Annotated in this window: 13 protein-coding genes and 1 riboswitch; of the genes, 6 read left to right on the top strand and 7 right to left on the bottom strand. The window is 72.3% G+C overall.

The window, feature by feature from the left end; translation table 11 throughout:
- Window positions 1-14: 14 nt before the first annotated feature.
- A riboswitch (cyclic di-AMP (ydaO/yuaA leader) is annotated at window positions 15-150 on the bottom strand.
- Window positions 151-263: 113 nt separating this feature from the next.
- Complete coding sequence (locus L3i22_RS14405) at window positions 264-1,181, bottom strand: M56 family metallopeptidase (protein WP_221327469.1); 918 nt, start codon at window positions 1,179-1,181, stop codon at window positions 264-266.
- Window positions 1,178-1,528 carry a BlaI/MecI/CopY family transcriptional regulator gene (locus L3i22_RS14400; protein WP_221327468.1) on the bottom strand — a complete coding sequence of 117 codons (351 nt, stop codon included), beginning with the start codon at window positions 1,526-1,528 and terminating at the stop codon, window positions 1,178-1,180. Before L3i22_RS14400 ends, L3i22_RS14405 begins: the two co-directional genes overlap by 4 nt.
- Window positions 1,529-1,604: 76 nt before the next feature.
- Between L3i22_RS14400 and L3i22_RS14395 the strand changes: the two genes are divergently transcribed.
- The 4 genes from L3i22_RS14395 to L3i22_RS14375 are packed head-to-tail and all read left to right on the top strand — an operon-like array spanning window position 1,605 to window position 8,684.
- Entirely contained in the window at window positions 1,605-3,020 is a 1,416-nt protein-coding gene (locus L3i22_RS14395) for a cytochrome ubiquinol oxidase subunit I (protein ID WP_221327467.1), read from the top strand.
- 12 nt (window positions 3,021-3,032) lie between these two features.
- Window positions 3,033-4,013: a cytochrome d ubiquinol oxidase subunit II gene (gene cydB / locus L3i22_RS14390; protein ID WP_221327466.1), complete on the top strand. Its 981-nt coding sequence runs from the start codon at window positions 3,033-3,035 to the stop codon at window positions 4,011-4,013.
- On the top strand, window positions 4,010-8,107 hold the full coding sequence (locus L3i22_RS14385) for an ATP-binding cassette domain-containing protein (protein ID WP_255658223.1): 4,098 nt from the start codon (window positions 4,010-4,012) through the stop codon (window positions 8,105-8,107). The genes cydB and L3i22_RS14385 overlap by 4 nt, the downstream gene beginning before the upstream one ends.
- 10 nt (window positions 8,108-8,117) lie before the next feature.
- Window positions 8,118-8,684, top strand: coding sequence for a TetR/AcrR family transcriptional regulator (locus L3i22_RS14375; RefSeq protein WP_255658222.1), 567 nt, complete (start codon window positions 8,118-8,120; stop codon window positions 8,682-8,684).
- A 47-nt stretch (window positions 8,685-8,731) separates the two neighbouring features.
- On the opposite strand, the gene L3i22_RS14370 is transcribed toward L3i22_RS14375, so the two are convergent.
- Genes L3i22_RS14370 through L3i22_RS14360 form a run of 3 tightly spaced genes read right to left on the bottom strand, consistent with a single transcriptional unit; the run spans window position 8,732 to window position 11,425 of the window.
- The gene (locus L3i22_RS14370; RefSeq protein ID WP_221327464.1) at window positions 8,732-9,295 is read right to left on the bottom strand and encodes a GNAT family N-acetyltransferase; all 564 of its coding nucleotides are present in this window, start codon (window positions 9,293-9,295) and stop codon (window positions 8,732-8,734) included.
- Between the two features lie 12 nt (window positions 9,296-9,307).
- Window positions 9,308-10,891, bottom strand: a complete 1,584-nt coding sequence (locus tag L3i22_RS14365; RefSeq protein ID WP_255658221.1) for a methyl-accepting chemotaxis protein — start codon at window positions 10,889-10,891, stop codon at window positions 9,308-9,310.
- Window positions 10,892-10,903: 12 nt separating this feature from the next.
- Window positions 10,904-11,425 carry a hypothetical protein gene (locus tag L3i22_RS14360; RefSeq protein WP_221327463.1) on the bottom strand — a complete coding sequence of 174 codons (522 nt, stop codon included), beginning with the start codon at window positions 11,423-11,425 and terminating at the stop codon, window positions 10,904-10,906.
- A 107-nt stretch (window positions 11,426-11,532) separates the two neighbouring features.
- Between L3i22_RS14360 and folP the strand changes: the two genes are divergently transcribed.
- Window positions 11,533-12,330: a dihydropteroate synthase gene (folP, locus tag L3i22_RS14355; protein ID WP_370644540.1), complete on the top strand. Its 798-nt coding sequence runs from the start codon at window positions 11,533-11,535 to the stop codon at window positions 12,328-12,330.
- 604 nt (window positions 12,331-12,934) lie between these two features.
- On the opposite strand, the gene L3i22_RS14350 is transcribed toward folP, so the two are convergent.
- Entirely contained in the window at window positions 12,935-14,329 is a 1,395-nt protein-coding gene (locus L3i22_RS14350) for an MFS transporter (protein ID WP_221327461.1), read from the bottom strand.
- A 79-nt stretch (window positions 14,330-14,408) separates the two neighbouring features.
- On the opposite strand from L3i22_RS14350, the gene L3i22_RS14345 reads away from it, so the two are divergent.
- Entirely contained in the window at window positions 14,409-14,969 is a 561-nt protein-coding gene (locus L3i22_RS14345) for a TetR/AcrR family transcriptional regulator (protein ID WP_221327460.1), read from the top strand.
- 753 nt (window positions 14,970-15,722) lie between these two features.
- On the opposite strand, the gene L3i22_RS14340 is transcribed toward L3i22_RS14345, so the two are convergent.
- Entirely contained in the window at window positions 15,723-16,352 is a 630-nt protein-coding gene (locus tag L3i22_RS14340) for a DUF4241 domain-containing protein (RefSeq protein ID WP_221327459.1), read from the bottom strand.
- Window positions 16,353-16,366 lie beyond the last annotated feature (14 nt).

Below are 16,366 nucleotides of genomic sequence, written 5' to 3'. Positions count from 1 at the left end.
AGGTGCGTTGTCCTTTCTTCCTGCTCGGCCGCCGACCGGGTTAGCTGACGGGTTCGGGCGGGAAGCGCGCCCGGCCACGATCGCTCGTGGCTGCACCCCGGGGAACCTGGGTCCCCGGCTCGCCTCGCGGCGATTAGGCGGTGGTTCGGCAGATCGGCCGGTTGGACGATGGGGGGCTGTCGAACCGGGGACCACCGTACTCGGATCATGCGGGCAAATGAAGCTTGCGTCCGCGAGGAAACTACCCGCACAGTCACCGGTACTCACAGTGAGCGAAACGGCCACGCATCCAGGGCTTGAGCTAGCCACGGCACGATCAGAATCACGGTGGGTAACACCAGCAGACCGATCGCGGCGACCCCGGCGACCACCGACAAACCGGTCGAACGGGGCGCCGGCCCGCCGAGCCGATCAAGTCGCCGGCGGCGGGATTCACCCGCCGGGTCGGCGGGCGCCTCCTCCGCCAGAGGGACGGCGTCGGCCAGCCGGGCCAGCGCGGCCCGCAGCGGGACCGGGCCCGTCCGGCGCCTCGCGGCGTCGTCCGACACCATCTCCAGCAACAGATGTACGGCGTCGAGCGGCGCCCGTGACCGCAGCGGCCGGGGCACCGCCTGATAGAACGCGGTGAACGACTCCATCACCAGCTCGTGCCGGTGCCGCAGGTGCGCCTGCTCGTGCGCGAGCACCGCGTCCACCTGCTCCCGGTCCAGGATCCGCAGCACCGCGTCACTGAGCACGACGCGCGGCTCCCGGCCGGGCACGCAGTAGGCCAGCGGCAGCGTCCCGTCCAGCACCCGGACCTCGGCCCCGCCCAGCTCCTGATGCCGTTCGGCGCGATCGAGCAGGTCGGCGAGCATCCGGTGCCGCTCGCGCCGGGCCCGGGCCCGCACCGACACCTTGATCAGCGAGATCAGCAGCCGGATCACGATGGTCGCGGCGACCGCCAGGGAGAACACCAGCGACGCGACCACCCACGGGTGATCCGCGCCGGCCGCCCGGGTCAGCTCCTCGGGGGCGGCCAGCACCACGCCGAGCGCGCAGAGCACCGCGGTGAGGGTGAGGGCCTGCCAGAGCAGCACGGCCGCGACCGGGGCACGGTCCACCCAGCGAGCGCCGGCCAGGATGCCCGGGGCGACCAGCGAAAGGGTCAGCCCGAGGGCTCCGAGAAGAAGAGCGGTCACGTCTCTTTCGGTGGGGAGTCCAGGGCGGCTTGGATCGCGCCGGGGGGCAGCTGACCGAGGAAGTATGCCAGCGCGGCGTCCTGATCGGGAGTGCCGTTGAGCGCGTCGAACATCAGGGCGGCGGTCATCTCCTCGCGGGACTGCGCGGGGGCGTACCGATAGGCGCGGTCCTCCATGGTTCGCACGACCAGTTTCTTCTTCGCGAGACGGTCGAGCACGGTCATCACCGTGGTGTATGCCAGATCACGGTCGGCGAGGATGCCGAGATAGACCTGCCGGACCGTCAAAGGGACATGCGAAGCCCACAACTGGTCCATGACCTCACGTTCGAGACCGCCAAGTGCCATGTGACCCATCCTACTAGGGCCAGTCGTACTACGTCTCGTAGTATCTACTACGAAGAGTCGTAGAGGGGGACACCCGGTGGACGTGCTCGACCTGACCCGGCTGCAGTTCGCGGTCGTGACGATCTATCACTACCTGTTCGTGCCGCTGTCGATCAGCCTGTCGGCGGCCGCGGCCGGCCTGCACCTGACCTGGATGCGCACCGGCTCGGAGAAGTTCCTGCACCTGACGAAGTTCGTCGGCAAGCTGCTGATCGTCACGTTCGCGGTCGGCGTGGTCACCGGCCTCGTGCAGGAGTTCCAGTTCGGGCTCGGCTGGAGCGCGTTCGCCAAGTTCTACGGCGACGTGTTCGGCCCGACCCTGGCGATCGAGGGGATGCTCGCGTTCTTCCTGGAGGCGACGTTCCTCGCGCTGTGGTACTTCGGGTGGGGACGTCTGCCCCGGAGGGTGCACGCGGCCACGATCGTGGTCGTCGCGGTCGGGACGCTGCTGTCGGCGTACATCATCCTGGCCGCCAATTCCTTCATGCAGAACCCGGTGGCCTACGCACTGGACCCGGCGACCGGCCGGGCCCATCTGACCAGCTTCGGGGAGCTGCTCACCAACGAGGTGGTGCTCGCGGCGTTCCCGCACACGATGGCCGGGGCGGCGATGGCCGGCGGCGGTCTGCTGCTCGCGATCGGCGTGTGGCGGGTCGCGGCCGACGGCGCCTTCCGGACGCTCGCCCGGCTCGGCGCGTGGCTGATGCTGATCGGCGGCGCGCTGACCGCGATCACCGGCGACCACCTGGGCAAGGTGATGACCGCGGTGCAGCCGATGAAGATGGCCGCCGCGGAGGCGCTCTACGCGACCACGACCGGGGCGCCGTTCTCGGTCTTCGCGATCGGCAAGCTCGGCCACGAGAAGCCGTTCCTCACCGTGGAGATCCCGCACCTGCTGTCCTTCCTGGGCACCGGCTCCTTCGGCGGGACCGTGCAGGGGATCGACGACCTGCAGGCGCAGTACTCCGCTCAGTACGGTCCGGGCAGCTACGTGCCGATGATCCCGGTGGCGTTCTGGACGTTCCGGCTGATGATCGGCGCCGGCGTCGCCGGGATGGCGCTCGCGGCGTACTACCTCTGGGCCTCGTCGAACCGGACGTGGCGGATCCCGCTGCTCCCCGCGTTCCTGCAACCGGGCGCCGGGGTGCCCGGCTGGATCAAGCGGATCCTGCTGCTCTCGCCGCTGCTGCCGGCCGCCGCCAACACGTTCGGCTGGGTCTTCACCGAGACCGCCCGGCAACCCTGGCTCGCGTTCGGCATCTCCAAGGTGTCCGACGGCATCTCCCCCGGGCTCACCAGCGCGGAGGTCATCACGTCGCTGGCCGGCTTCACGCTGGTCTACGGATTCCTCGCGATCGCCTGGTTCAAGCTCGTCGTCCACCTGTCCCGGAAGCCCCTGGCCCCGGAGATCTCGGACAGCGCGCCCGAGGCCGAGCCCGTTCCCGCCTACTAGGAGCCCCGACTCATGATCACCTTCTGGTTCGCGATCCTCGTCCTCGCCTGGGTGCTCTACTTCGTCCTCGAGGGCTTCGACTTCGGCGTCGGGGTGCTCGCCCCGTTCCTCGGGCGCGACGAGCACGAGCGTGGGGCGGCGATCCGTACGATCGGCCCGTTCTGGGACGGCAACGAGGTCTGGCTGGTCGCCGCGATCGGCGTCACCTTCGCCGCCTTCCCGGACTGGTACGCGGCGCTCCTCTCCGCGCTCTACCTGCCCATGGTCGGCATCCTGCTGCTGCTCGCGGTGCGCGGCGTCGCCCTCGAGTTCCGCGGCAAGCACGACTCGCCGTCCTGGCGCCGCCGCTGTGACTGGCTCCTCGCCGGCTCGTCCACCGGGGTGGTGCTGCTCTGGGGCGCCCAGCTCGGCGTCTTCATGCACGGCCTGGCCCTCAACGCCGACGGCGCGGTGATCGGTAACGGTCTCAGCCGCAGCCTCTCCCCTCTGTTCACCCCGGCCGCCGGGCTCGGCGCGCTCGCCGCCTTACTCGGCACGGTCCTGCTCGGCGCGACGTTCCTGGCCCTGCGGACCACCGGCCCGGTGCGCCGGCGCGCGGTGTCGCTGGCCCGCAACGGCGGCAACCTCGGCACGGTCGGCCTGCTGCTCGCCGGCATCGCCACCGGCTCCCGGCTGACCCTGGCCGCCGCGGTGCTCTGCTTCATCGCCGGGATGCTCGCCCGGCAGGGCCGCGAGGGCGGCGCGTTCGCCGCGACCGCGGTCGGTGTGGCCGGCGCGGTGGTCGCGGTCTTCACCGCACACGGGTCGGTCGTGCTGCGCAGCACCCTCGATCCGCTCTGGTCACTGACCCGCTCGGAGGCCGCCGCCAGCCCCGCCGCGCTCAAGCTGATCACCGTTGCCGGGGTGATCGTCCTGCCCGGGGTGCTCGCCTACCAGGCCTGGTCCTACTGGGTCTTCCGCCGCCGGATCGCGAGCGAACGGATCGCGTCGTGATCCTCTCCTTCGGCCGCGTCCAGGATTCCGCTCCCCGCCGGGCCGCGGCGGGTCAAGGTCACTTCAACCCCCTTCGGCGTACGACGTCAGCCCCGCCCCCGGCCGAGCCCGCCCCGCCGGGCCGGCGCCGGGTCGCGAAGGGGCCGGTCGATCCACGGCTGCTGCGCCACGCCCGCAGCTCGCGCGGCGGGGTGGCCCTGCTGGCCCTGATCGGAACCGGACAGGCCGCCGCGACCCTGGCCATCGCGGTCGCGCTGACCTGGATCATCGCCCCGGGCTCGTTCTTCCTCCACGGGCCGCGGACCTCGGCGATCGTGCTGCTGGCCGGCGCCTTCGCCGTGCGGGGCCTGCTCTCCTGGGCCGAGCAGGTGGTCGCCCGGCGGACCGCCGCCCGGGTCACCGACGAGCTGCGGCAGTCGCTGCTCACGGCCGTGGTGCGGCGCGGCCCGGCGTGGGTGGCTTCCTACGGCGCGGGGCGGCTCACCACGGTGCTCGGCACCGGGCTGGACTCGCTGCGGCCGTGGTTCTCCGGGTATCTCCCGTCCCTGGTCCTCGGCGTGGTCCTGCCGCCCGCGGTGATCGCCGTGATGCTCCTGGTCGACCCGGCCTCCGCGGTGATCGCGCTGCTCACTCTCCCGCTGGTCCCGCTGCTCGGCGCGCTGATCGGCTGGGCCACGCAGGCCCGCGCCGAGCAGCGCTGGGCGGCGGACGCGCGACTGGCCGGGCACTTCCTGGACGTGGTCCGCGGGCTGGGCACGCTCAAGATGTACGGTCGCGCCGAACGCCAGATCGAGGTGATCGCCGACCTCACCGACCGCCATCGCCGGGCCACCCTCCGGGTCCTGCGGGTCGCCTTCCTCTCCTCCACCGCCCTCGACCTGGTCGGCACGCTCTCCGTCGGCCTGGTCGCGGTCCAGGCCGGCATCCGGGTCGCCGGGGGCTCGATGCCGCTGGCCCCGGCCCTGCTGGCGATCCTGCTGGCCCCCGAGGTCTACCGGCCGTTGCGCGAGATGGCCGCCCGCTACCACGCCGCCACCGACGCCACCGCGGTGATCGCCGACGTCGACGAGATCCTGACCGTCGCGCCCGCGACCACCGGGTCGCTTGCCGCCTACACCGCCCCGGACGCACTCCAGTTGAGCGCCGAATGGGCGGCCCTCGCGCGGGCCGGCCGGGTCGCGGATCGGTGGGGGGTGCTTGCTGCGGGGGTGCGGGCGTCCTACCCGGACGCGGCCGGCGATGCGTTGCGGCTGGACGATCTGGCGGTTCGAGTCGGGGAGGTCGTCGCGCTGCGCGGGCCGTCCGGGGCCGGGAAGAGCACCGCGCTGCGGGTGTTCGCCGGGCTGCACCCGGCCGACGCGGGGGCGGTGGCGGTGGGACGGGCCTTCCATCTGTCACAGCGGCCCGCGCTGCCGCACGCCCGGACCGTGGGTGAGGCCTTCGCGGCGGATGCGACCGGCGAGGAGATCCGGGCCGCGCTGCACATGGTCGGGCTGGACACCGAGGTCACCGCGGGTACCGCGCTCGGCGAGCACGGCAACGGCATCTCCGCCGGCCAGCGCCAGCGCCTGGCCCTGGCGGCGCTCCTGCACCGGGCCGGCCGCGCCGCCGCCACCGTCCAGCGCGCCGCCGACCGGAGCCGTCGGGACGAACCCGGCCCGAAGCGCCGGCCGCTCCCGGTGGTGACCCTTCTGCTGGACGAGCCCACCGCCCACCTCGACCCGGACTCCGAGCAACTGGTGGTCGCTCGGTTGCGGGAGTTCGCGCGGCGGGACTGTGCTGTCCTGGTGGTGGCGCATCGGCCCGCGCTCCTGGCTGCCGCCGACCGGGTCGTCGACGTTCGCGCCCCGTTTCCGGCCTGCGCAGAGGACGCCTCCGAGACGCCCCTGGCCGCTAGCCAGATCCCGTCCGCGGCCGCTCAAGATCAATCCTTGCTCCCGCGCATACTGCCGACAAGTGCGCAGCCCGATGCCCGGGCAGTGGACGCGCAGCGCGAAGCCCAGCCGGCAGAGCCGCGACCGGCGGCCCGGACGGTGGACGCGCAGCGCGAAGCCCAGCCGGCAGAGCCGCGACCGGCGGCCCGGGCAGTGGACGCGCGGCACGAAGCCCAGCCGGCGGAGGCACGGCCTGCAGCTCGCGCGGTGGACGTGTGGTGGCGGCGGCCGTGGGTGGCGGTCGCGCTGGGGGTGGGGGCGGTCCTCGGCGGGGTGCTGCTGACCGGGTCGGCGGCTTGGCTTCTGGTGCGGGCGGCCACCTTGCCGCCGGTGCTGACGCTCTCGGCGGCGGTGGTGCTGGTGCGGGGTAGTGCGGTGGCGCGGCCGCTGCTTCGGTATCTGGAGCGGCTCGTCGCGCACGATGTGGCGTTCGCTCGGTTGGGGAGTCGGCGGGCGGCCGTGTATGCGCAGCTCATTCCCCGGGTGCCGGGGGCTCACCTGCATCGGCGCGGGGATCTGCTCACGCGGCTCGTCGACGATGTGGACGCACGCGTGGACGGGCTGCTGCGCGGGTGGCTGCCGGCGTTGACCGCGATGATCACGGTCGGGATCGGCGGGGCGGCGGCGATCGGGATCGTGCCCGGTGTCGCGGGGGCGATCGCGCTCGGTGTGCTGATCTCCGGGGTGGTCGCTCCGCTGGTGGCGGGGTGGCAGGTGGACCGGCAGGACGCCGCTACCGGGGTGGCGCGGGCCGCGCTGCGGGACGCGATGGTCGAGACGGTCGACGGTGTGGAGGAGTTGGGGGCCGGGGCCGGGCGGTCCGGCGTACCGCAGGAAAGGAGCCGGACCCTCGCGGCGCTGGAGGCGCGGGCGGCGCGGATGTCGGGATCGGCCGCGGCAGTTGCCCATCTTGGATGGGCGGTGGCGGCCGCCGGGACCGCCGTTGCCCTGGGCGGCGCGGGAGTCTCCGCGGAGTGGAGTGCGGTCGTGTTGCTCGGGGTGATCGCCTTGGGCGAGCCGCTGGTCGCCATGCCCGATGCGGCGACAGCCCGCCGCCAGGCCGCCGGGGCCGAGCGTCGCGTTGCCGCTCTCACCGCGGAAACTCCGGGCCGGGCCGCCGCTCCTACCGCGGAAACTCCGGGCCGGGCCGCCGTTCCTACTGCGGAAACTCCGAGCCGTGCCGGCACTCCTCCCGCGGAAACTCTGGGCCGCGCCGCCGCTTCTAGCGCGGAAACTCCGGTCGGCGCGGCCGGGATCTTCGAGGAATCGGGGATCGCGGACGCGGCGGGCGCCTCGGGCAGAACGGAAAACGCCAACGGCACGGGGAACACGGGCGGCACGGGGAACACGGGCGGCACGGGGAACACGGGCGGCACGGGGAACACGGGCGGCACGGGGAACACGGGCGGCACGGGGAACACGGGCGGCACGGGCGGCACGGGGAACACGGGCGGCACGGGGGACGTGGGGCGGCTTGAGCGCGGGCGGCTCGTCGGAGTTGACCCCGTTGACGTCGACGGGGCGGTGATCGTTCGCGGACTTGTGGCGGGGTGGGATCCGGGCGTGGAGCCCGCGCTCGACGGCGTGGATCTGGTGCTCGCACCGGGGGCCCGGGTTGCGGTCACCGGGCGGTCCGGCTGCGGGAAGTCGACGTTCGGGGCGGTGCTCGGCGGGCTGCTCGGGGCCCGCGCCGGGGAGGTCCGGGTCGGTGGGAAGGTGGTGCTCGTCGGGGACGAGACCGGACACGTGTTCGCTTCGTCCGTACGGGAAAATCTTCGTCTCGCGTCGCCGGCCGCGACCGATCCGCAGCTTTTGGGGGTTTTGCGCAGGGTGGGTCTCGGGTCGTGGCTGGCCGGGCTGCCGGACGGGCTCGACGCCTGGCTCGGGACCGGGGGCAGCACGATGTCGGGTGGGCAGCGGCGACGGTTCGCGACCGCGCGGGCGCTGCTCGCCGATCCGGCGCTGCTGATCCTGGACGAGCCGACCGAGGGGATCGACGAGGCCGGCGCGCGCGAGTTGATGGCGGACCTGCTGGACGCGGCGTCCGGGCGGACCGTGTTGATCTTCGCGCACCGAATGGAGGGCCTGGATCTGGTGGAGAATATCTACGAGCTGTCCGATGGCAAGCTAAATGTCGGATTGGACCGATCGGTCCTCTAGGCTGAGGATCATGGCACGCACGCCGGTCCCGGGCACCCGCGACACGATCCTGACCGCGGCCGCCGGACTGTTCTACCGGTACGGCGTCCGCGCGGTCGGGATGGCCCAGGTCGTCGAGGTGGCCGGGTGCGGGAAGAACCTGCTCTACCGGCACTTCCCGAGCAAGACCGAGCTGGCCGCGGCCTACCTGCGACTGTCCCGCCGCGAGCGCGAGCAGGCCACCGCCGAGGCGCTGCGCTGGGCACACGGGCCGGCCACGCAACTGATCGCGCTGGTCACCGAGATCGCGGAAAATACCCGGCGGCCGGGCTGGCGGGGGTGCGCGTTCCGCAACTACCTGACCGAGTTCCCGGGCGCGACGGACGAGCCGGCCGAGGTCGCGCGCGGTTACCTGACGGACAGCCGCACGCTGATCGACCGGCTGGTGACCGAACTCGGCGGCGACGACCTGCTCGCGGACCGCATCTGGCTGATCGTGGACGGCCTGCACAACGGCCCGCCGGAGCAGGCCCCGGTCGCCGTCACCTGGGTGACCGAACTGGTCCACACCACGCCCGGGTCCCGCGAACGAGAATGAGACTCCACCGAGGAGGCCTCGAATGGATCAGATGCTCCAGTTCTTCGTCATGATCGATAGCGAGATGAATCGGGAACGGTGATGGCGCGTAGGTCGAGGGCGTAGAGCAGTTTGTCGTAGCGGGCCGGGCCGAAGGCGACGAAACGGTCCAGGGTGCCGTAGCGGCGGAAGCCCAGGGACTCGTAGAGGGCGGCCGCGCGGAGGTTGTCGCCGCGGACGTCCAGGGTCAGGGTTTCGATCGAGGCGGTGACGGCGGCCTCGATCAGCGCGCTCATGATCGTACGGCCGAGGCCTTTGCCCTGGAATTTCGGGTTTATCGCGACTTTTTCGATGTCGGCGTTCACGCGATGGGTCGGCCGTGCGTAACGCTGCCAGTAGCCGAACCCGACCGGGCCGGCCGGCTCGAAGGCCACCGCCAGCGCCGCGTCGCCCGTCGCGATGCCGGCGATCACGTCGCCGAGCAGCGCCGCGACCTCCGAGGACGAGGGCGGCGTGACCCACCCCAGAGCCGCTCCCCCGGCAACCAACGACCCCACTAAAGACGAAATTTCGGAAATGTCGGCGTCGGGCAGGCCGGCCGGACCGATCAACCGCACCTCGGAATGAGCCACCCCGAGATTCAATCAGGTCCGGTACGCCGCAACGGTAGCCTGCAACTCCGCCGCCGTCCGGGCCAGCTCCGCCGCGGTGTGCTGGGTTTCGGTCGCCCCGGCGGTGACCTGCTGCGCCGCCTGCGCCACCCCCGCGATGGTCCCCGCGATCGCCGTCGACCCCTCCGCCGCCTGCCCCACGCTCCGGGCGATCTCCGCGGTCGTCGCCGTCTGCTCCTCGACCGCCGCCGCGATCGTCGTCGCATACTCGTTGATCGTCGCGATCACCGCCGCGATCTGCCCGATCGCGTGCACCGCCCCGTCCGTCTCGTCCTGGATCGCGGCCACCTGCGCGGTGATCTCCTGGGTGGCCCGGGCGGTCTCCTGCGCCAGATCCTTGACCTCGGCCGCGACCACCGCGAAGCCCTTGCCCATCTCCCCCGCCCGGGCCGCCTCGATGGTCGCGTTGAGCGCCAGCAGGTTCGTCTGCTCGGCGATCGAGGTGATCAGCGCGACCACGGTGCTGATCTGCGCGGACGCCGCCCCGAGCCGGGTCACGCTGGTGTTGGTGTGCTCCGCGGTCCGGGCCGCCTCGGCCGCCACCCCGGCGGCCTCGTTCGCGCTGTTCGCGATCTCCCGGATCGACACGCCCATCTCGTCGGCCCCGGCGGAGACCGCCTGGACCCCGTCACTGACCCGCCCGGCCGACTCGGACACCGTGCTGACCTGCGCCGACGTCTCCTCGGCGGAGACCGACAGCTGGCCGGAGACGGTGGACAGCTCCTCGGACGCGGACGCCAGCACGTCGGCGCTGCTCCGCACCCGCCCCACCATCGTGTCCATCGCCTCGGCGGTGTGGTTCAGCGCCTCGGCCATCCGGCCGACCTCGTCCTTGCTCTCGACGTCCGCGCGGGCGGTGAGGTCACCGTCGCGGATCCGGTCCAGCACGGCCACGCACCGGGACAACGGCCGCACGATCATCCGGCTCGCCACCACCGCCAGCGCCACCCCGAGCAGCGCGCTGAGCGTCAACATCAGCAGCACCCGCCACTTGGTGGACTGGTAGCGGTCCTCGGCGACGGTCTCCTGCGCGGCGGTCTCCTGCACGGTCAGGTCGGAGAGGCTGGTGAGCTGCGCCCGGACCTCGGTCATCAGCGGGGTGACCTGCTTCGCCCGCACCGCGTTGATCCGGGGACGGTTCCCGCCGGCCATCGGCAGCAGCGTGTTCCGCAGCACGTCCACGTACTGCGACCAGGCGCTCCGGAACGCGGCGAGCGCCGTCGAGGCGGCCGCGTCCGGGGAGTAGCCCTGGTACCTGGTCGCGTACTGCTCGATCTGATCCTCGGCGGTGGCCAGCGCGGTCGCCGCGGCCTGCCGGGCGGCGTCGTCGGTCGCGAGCAGGTCGTCGTCGGCCGCCAGCCAGGCGCGGTTCACCGCGCTGCGCAGGTTCCCGATCGTCTCCAGCTCCAGGCTGTGCTGATAGCCGGTCTTGACCATGCCGTTGGTCGCGCCCAGGCTGCCCATCGCGAACAGGCCGTCGGTCACGCTGAGCGCGGCGACCACCAGCACCGCGAACATGATCTTCGTCCCGACGCGCCGATCGGTCAGCAGCCTCACCGGTCCACGGTCTCACAAGCGCAAACGGTCCCGGGCACTCTCCAGTCGTTCCCGGGAGAACTCGCCCCGGTTCCGCCGATACCGCGCCCGACCGGCCCGGGACCGGAACGCCGACCGCGGCACCGACCACCGCCGCAGGAGCGACCCGCGGGTGACGAAGAGCAGCACCTCGTCGACGGCGGCCGCGGCCCGGGCCCCGTCCCGCGCCGCGAACCGGTCGGCGATCAGCATCCACTGACCCGGATCGAGCAGCTCGGACGGCCGGGCCCCGTCACCCCAGCGGAAATTCTCACCCGCGTGGGGGAACGGCTCGGGCTCGGCCGGGGTACGGAAGTCGTACGCCCGCCGCCGCCCGCACCCCGGGCAGTCCCAGGCGTACCGCACGGTGTGCGCCCCGCCGGGAGCCCCGACGGTCAGCACCGACGCGCTCCACGGCAACCCCTGACCAGGGAAATTGCCGTCACCGCACGGGCACGGGTGAAGTTCCAGGAAGAGCGTGGTCTCGGCGGTCGTCCGCGCGAGTGGGATGGGCATACCGGCAAGCTAACCAGCCGCTGTTAGGGTCGCCGATTGTGAGCGACACCAGCGGCGCCCGGGTCATCGGCGGCCGGATCCACGATTTCTCCCGCCAGGCCGTCGTGATGGCGATCGTGAACCGGACACCCGACTCGTTCCACGACAAGGGCAGCACGTTCGCGCTGGAGAAGGCCACCGAGGCGGTCCGGCACGCCGCCGCCGAGGGCGCCGACTGGATCGACATCGGCGGCGTCCCGTTCGCCCCCGGGCCGGAGGTCTCCGCGGCCGAAGAGCTGGACCGCGTGCTCCCGGTCGTCGAGGCCGCCCGGGACCTGGCCGTCGTCTCGGTCGACACGTTCCGCCCGGAGGTCGCCGCCGCGGTGATCAGGCACGGGGCCAGCGTCGTCAACGACACCTCCGGCCTGCGGGATCCGGCGATGGCCGACGCGGTCGCCGGGACCGACGCCCAGCTGGTCATCTGCCACAGTCTCGCGGCGCCGCGGACGCTCTACCCGAGCCCGGCGTACCAGGACGTCACCGCCGAGGTCGCCACGTTCCTCCGGGCGAAGGTGGAGCTCGCGCTCTCCCGGGGCGTGCGACCGGATCAGATCATCATCGATCCCGGTCACGACCTGAACAAGAACACGCTGCACTCACTGGAACTGACCCGCCGGCTCGACGAGATCGCGGCGATCGGCTACCCGATGCTGGCGGCGCTCAGCAACAAGGACTTCATCGGCGAGACGCTCGACCGCCCCCAGCGCGAACGCCTCGCCGGCACCCTGGCCACGGTCGTCTTCAGCCTGCTCCGGGGCGCGCGGATCATGCGGGTGCACGACGTCCGCGCAGCTCGCGACGCCATCCGGATGACCGAGGCGATGCTGGGGTGGCGCGAGCCCGCCTACCTCAAACACAACATCTAGATCAAAAGACAATTGCTTCGGTACGGGGTGAGCAGCGCCCCGCCCAGCAGCGCCCCGAGCCGAGCAACGCCCCAAGCCCAGCAGCGCCCCAAGCCCAGCAGCGCCGCGGATGGGCGGCCAGCGCCGCGAGTCGAGCAGCGCCACGAGCCGGGCGCCGTCGCGAGCCGAGCAACGCCCCAGCCGAGCAACGCCGGGGCGGGCAGCGCCCCGAGCCGAGTAACACCGCGAGCCGAGCCGAGCCGAGCCAAGCCGAGCCGAGCCGGGCAGTGCCGCGCGGCGGGCCGGAGCGGGCAGTGCCGCGCGGCGGGGCGTGCCGGGGCCGAGCAACACCGCGGGCCGTCCGAGCGAGCCGACGAGCCCGACAGCGGCTGAAGTGGCACGCGCCGGGGGGTGTCTCGAGTAGGGGCACCGGGTTCAGCGCAGAACCCGCCCAACCCAAGGGGGGCCACCTCCACACCGAGAATTGTCCCCCGAACCCGCAAGATCACGCAGCCACCCTGTGGACAAACCAACACTGTGGATAACCAGCAAAGCGCAGACCAGCACAAACACCAGCCCACGCCCCACCGGCCCAGTCAAACGCGACCCACCCCGAGCTCCCCCATCAAGCCCGCCGCGGAAGCCACAACGCCACCACCGCCCCCACCGCGATCACCGCCGCCCCGGTCAGCACCGCCGGCCGCGTACCGTCGATGAACGAGTCGAAGCTGCTGAACCCGCCCAGCGAGCTGAAGATCGAGGACAGCGCCGCCACCCCGGCCGCCACCCCGAACTCGCGGATCGTGTTGTTGGTGCCGGACGCCACCCCTTGCGAGTCGACGTCGACGCTGGCCAGGACCATCGTGCTGACCGGTGCGAAGGTCAGCCCCATGCCGATCCCGGCGAGCACGAACGCCCCGATCAGCGAGGTATAGGAAGCGGTCACCGACAGGCCGAGCGCCATCCACAGCAGCCCGCCCGCCAGGAACACCTGACCGGCGACGATCAGCGTCCGCTGCCCGATCCGGCTGGCGTAGAGACCGGCCAGCGGCGCGACGATCATCGGCGCCGCGGTCCACGGCAGGGTGCGCAGGCCGGACTCGAGCGGGCTCAGCCCCTGCACCACCTGGAAGAACTGGGCGAGCAGGAACACCGACCCGAACGCGCCCGCCGAGAACGTCAGCGTCACCACGTTCACCAGGCTGAACCCGCGGTCGCGGAACAGCCGGAGCGGCAGCATCGGGGTCCGGTTGCGAGCCTGCCAGACCACGAAGCCGATGAGCATGACGGCCGCCACGCCGAGCATGACCGGCACCCGCCCGGAGGTCCAGCCGTGGTCCGGCCCGTCGACGACGCCCCAGATCAGCAGCAGCATCCCGCCGGCCGAGAGCACCAGGCCGATCGGGTCCAGCCGGCGCCCGTCGCCACGGCTCTCGTCGAGGACCGTGGCCGCCAGGACGACCGCGACCACGCCGACCGGCACGTTCAGCCAGAAGATCCAGGACCAGTGCAGCCCGTTGACGACCGCGCCGCCGACGACCGGGCCGACCGCGACGCCGAGCCCGGTGATGCCGCCCCAGATGCCGACCGCCGCGTTGCGGAAGTTGTCCGGCACCGCCCGGGCCAGCAGGGTCAGCGCCAGTGGGGTGATCGCCGCGCCGCCCAGGCCCTGGACCGCGCGGGACGCGGTGAGCTGCCAGGCCTCGGTGGAGAGCGCGGCGGCCGCGGAGGCGAGCGTGAAGACGATGATGCCGCCGATGAACATCCGCCGCCGGCCGAGCCGGTCGCCGAGCGCGGCCGCGGTGAGCAGGAACGCCGCGAACGGCAGCGTGTACGCGTTGACGAACCACTGCAGGTCGGTGATCGAGGCGTGCAGTTCGGTGCGGATCACCGGCAGCGCCGTGCTGACCACCAGGTTGTCCAGCGAGACCATGAAGGTCGGGATGCCGACCGCGGCGAGCACCGCGGCGATCGGCCGGGCCGGCCGTTTGACGGGTCGGTCCGATACGAGAGTGGTCACGTCGTCCCCCTGAGCGATCACGGAAGTTGTTATCCGCTGATAACTAAGGACCGTAAGCATCAACTGATAACCTGTCAACGTGACCCGGACACGACTCACCGCCTCGGAACGCCAGGACCAGATCGTCCAGGCCGCGCTCACCGCCTTCGCGCAGGGCGGCTACGCCGGCACGACCACCGATCAGGTGGCCCGGCTGTCCGGCGTCTCCCAGCCGTACGTGATCCGGATCTTCGGCACGAAGCAGGAGTTGTTCCTGGCCACGGTCCGCCTCGCCGGCCGGCGCATCGAGGCGGTCTGGCGCGCCGCCGCCGACCGCGAGCCCACCCTGGACAGCCTCGGCCACGCGTACAAGGAGCTGCTCGCCGAGCGGGAGCTCCTGGCCGTGCTCCTGCACGGCTTCGCCGCCAGCGAGGAGCCGGTGGTCGGCGACGCCGTCCGCGCCTGTTACGGCAACCTCTACCAGACGGTCCGCGACCTGACCGGCGCCTCCCCGGAGGAGGCCCGCGACTTCTTCGCGATGGGCATGCTGATCACGGTCCTCGGCGCGATGCGCGTCCTCGGCCCCGACCCGGTCCCCACCCAACCCTGGATGACATCCCTGATCAGCACCTTCCCCGGCCACGACGAAAAACCCGCTTAGCCGCCGGGTCCGCCGTTGCCCACTCTCACCCCTGCTTCGGTACGACGTGAGCCCCGCCCCGCCCGAGCCACCCGCGAACTCCCGGCCCGCCCCCGGCCGCCCCGCGCCGCGCTCCCGGCCCGCTCCCGGCCGCCCCGCGCCGCGCTCCCGGACGCCGGACACCCGCCGGCCGGATTCGGGCGAGGCGGGGAGATCGAAATGCGACGGGCGGAAACAATCGCGGGGGAACTGTTGCACTCACGCAACATGGCTGCAACGATGACCTTCAATTCCGGGACGCACGGTAAGCGCGCGGCGACAGGCTACGTCCGGCCGGTCAACCCCAGCTTCGCGCAGGCCACAGCCCGGAGAGCACCGCCCGTCGGCCCCCGGCGGAGCGAAGACAGCGTGTGCCGGACCTCCGACCGGCACACGCTGTGCGTTTCCGGCCAGCACGCACGGACGGAAAACGTGCGGCGCGTGGTCGGTCGTGGGTCAGTTCACGGCCCGGCAATCAGGACAGCGGCGAAATGTGAACTCGGTCAGCGAGGACCAGCACTCGCCCGGCACCGGCCGCGTGCTCGATGTTCCGGGGCGCGCGGAGAAGCACCCCAGCGGGGCTCACGACGTACGTCGAAATCGATCTGACCGTGAGCCGAACAGCGGACCCGGACCCCGGCATGGTTCGCCGCACCGTGCCGGGCCGGTCCCGGCGGACGTCGCGATGTCCGCCGGGCCGATGGAGCGATTGGCGCGCGGCATGACCGGAAACGGTCAGGGAGCGACGAGGAAGTCCGTGACGAAGCAGGCCACCTCGCCCGACTCGGTGCGCCCGACGTAGGTCGGGTAGTAACCGTCCCCCCAGCCCGACTCCACCATGATCACGTTGGCCCCGGAGTCCTCGTCGACGACCTGGTCGAAGTGGCCCGGCACCGGCGCCTCGGGGAAGTCGTCGGGGTCGAACGCGTCCTCGAAGTCGTCGGCGTCCCAGTCCGCCAGGATCCGCGACACGCTCAGGTCGGCGAACGCGCCGGCGCCGGTGTCCACCCCGTACCCGAAGAACTCGCCGTCGTCGAGCTGGTCCGGCTCGTCGCTGTCGACCAGCGCCAGCTCCCACGTCGCGACCGGCTCGTCGCGGACCACCAACTGCAGCGCCGCGACCCGCCGCTGCCACTCCCGATCCTCCTTGTCCAGCACCGCGACCCACGCGACGACCTGGTAGTCCCCCGGCGTCAGCGGGACCGAGAACGGCTCGTCCTCCTCGTCGGTGACCCCGGGGTCGAAGGCGGCGAGCTGACCGGTGGGCAGCTTCAGAGCGCCGAGCGGGTGTGGCTCGACGATGTAGGTCACGTCGTCCTGGACGTAACGGGAACCGGCCTGCAGGAGGCGGTCGAGATCAGGCATGCGGGCAAGGTACC

The sequence above is a fragment of the Actinoplanes sp. L3-i22 genome, assembly GCF_019704555.1.
In the GTDB taxonomy this organism is placed as follows: Bacteria; Actinomycetota; Actinomycetes; order Mycobacteriales; family Micromonosporaceae; genus Actinoplanes.
The sequence above is the reverse complement of the archived record's forward strand: the minus strand, read 5'-3'. Positions and strand labels throughout refer to the sequence as shown.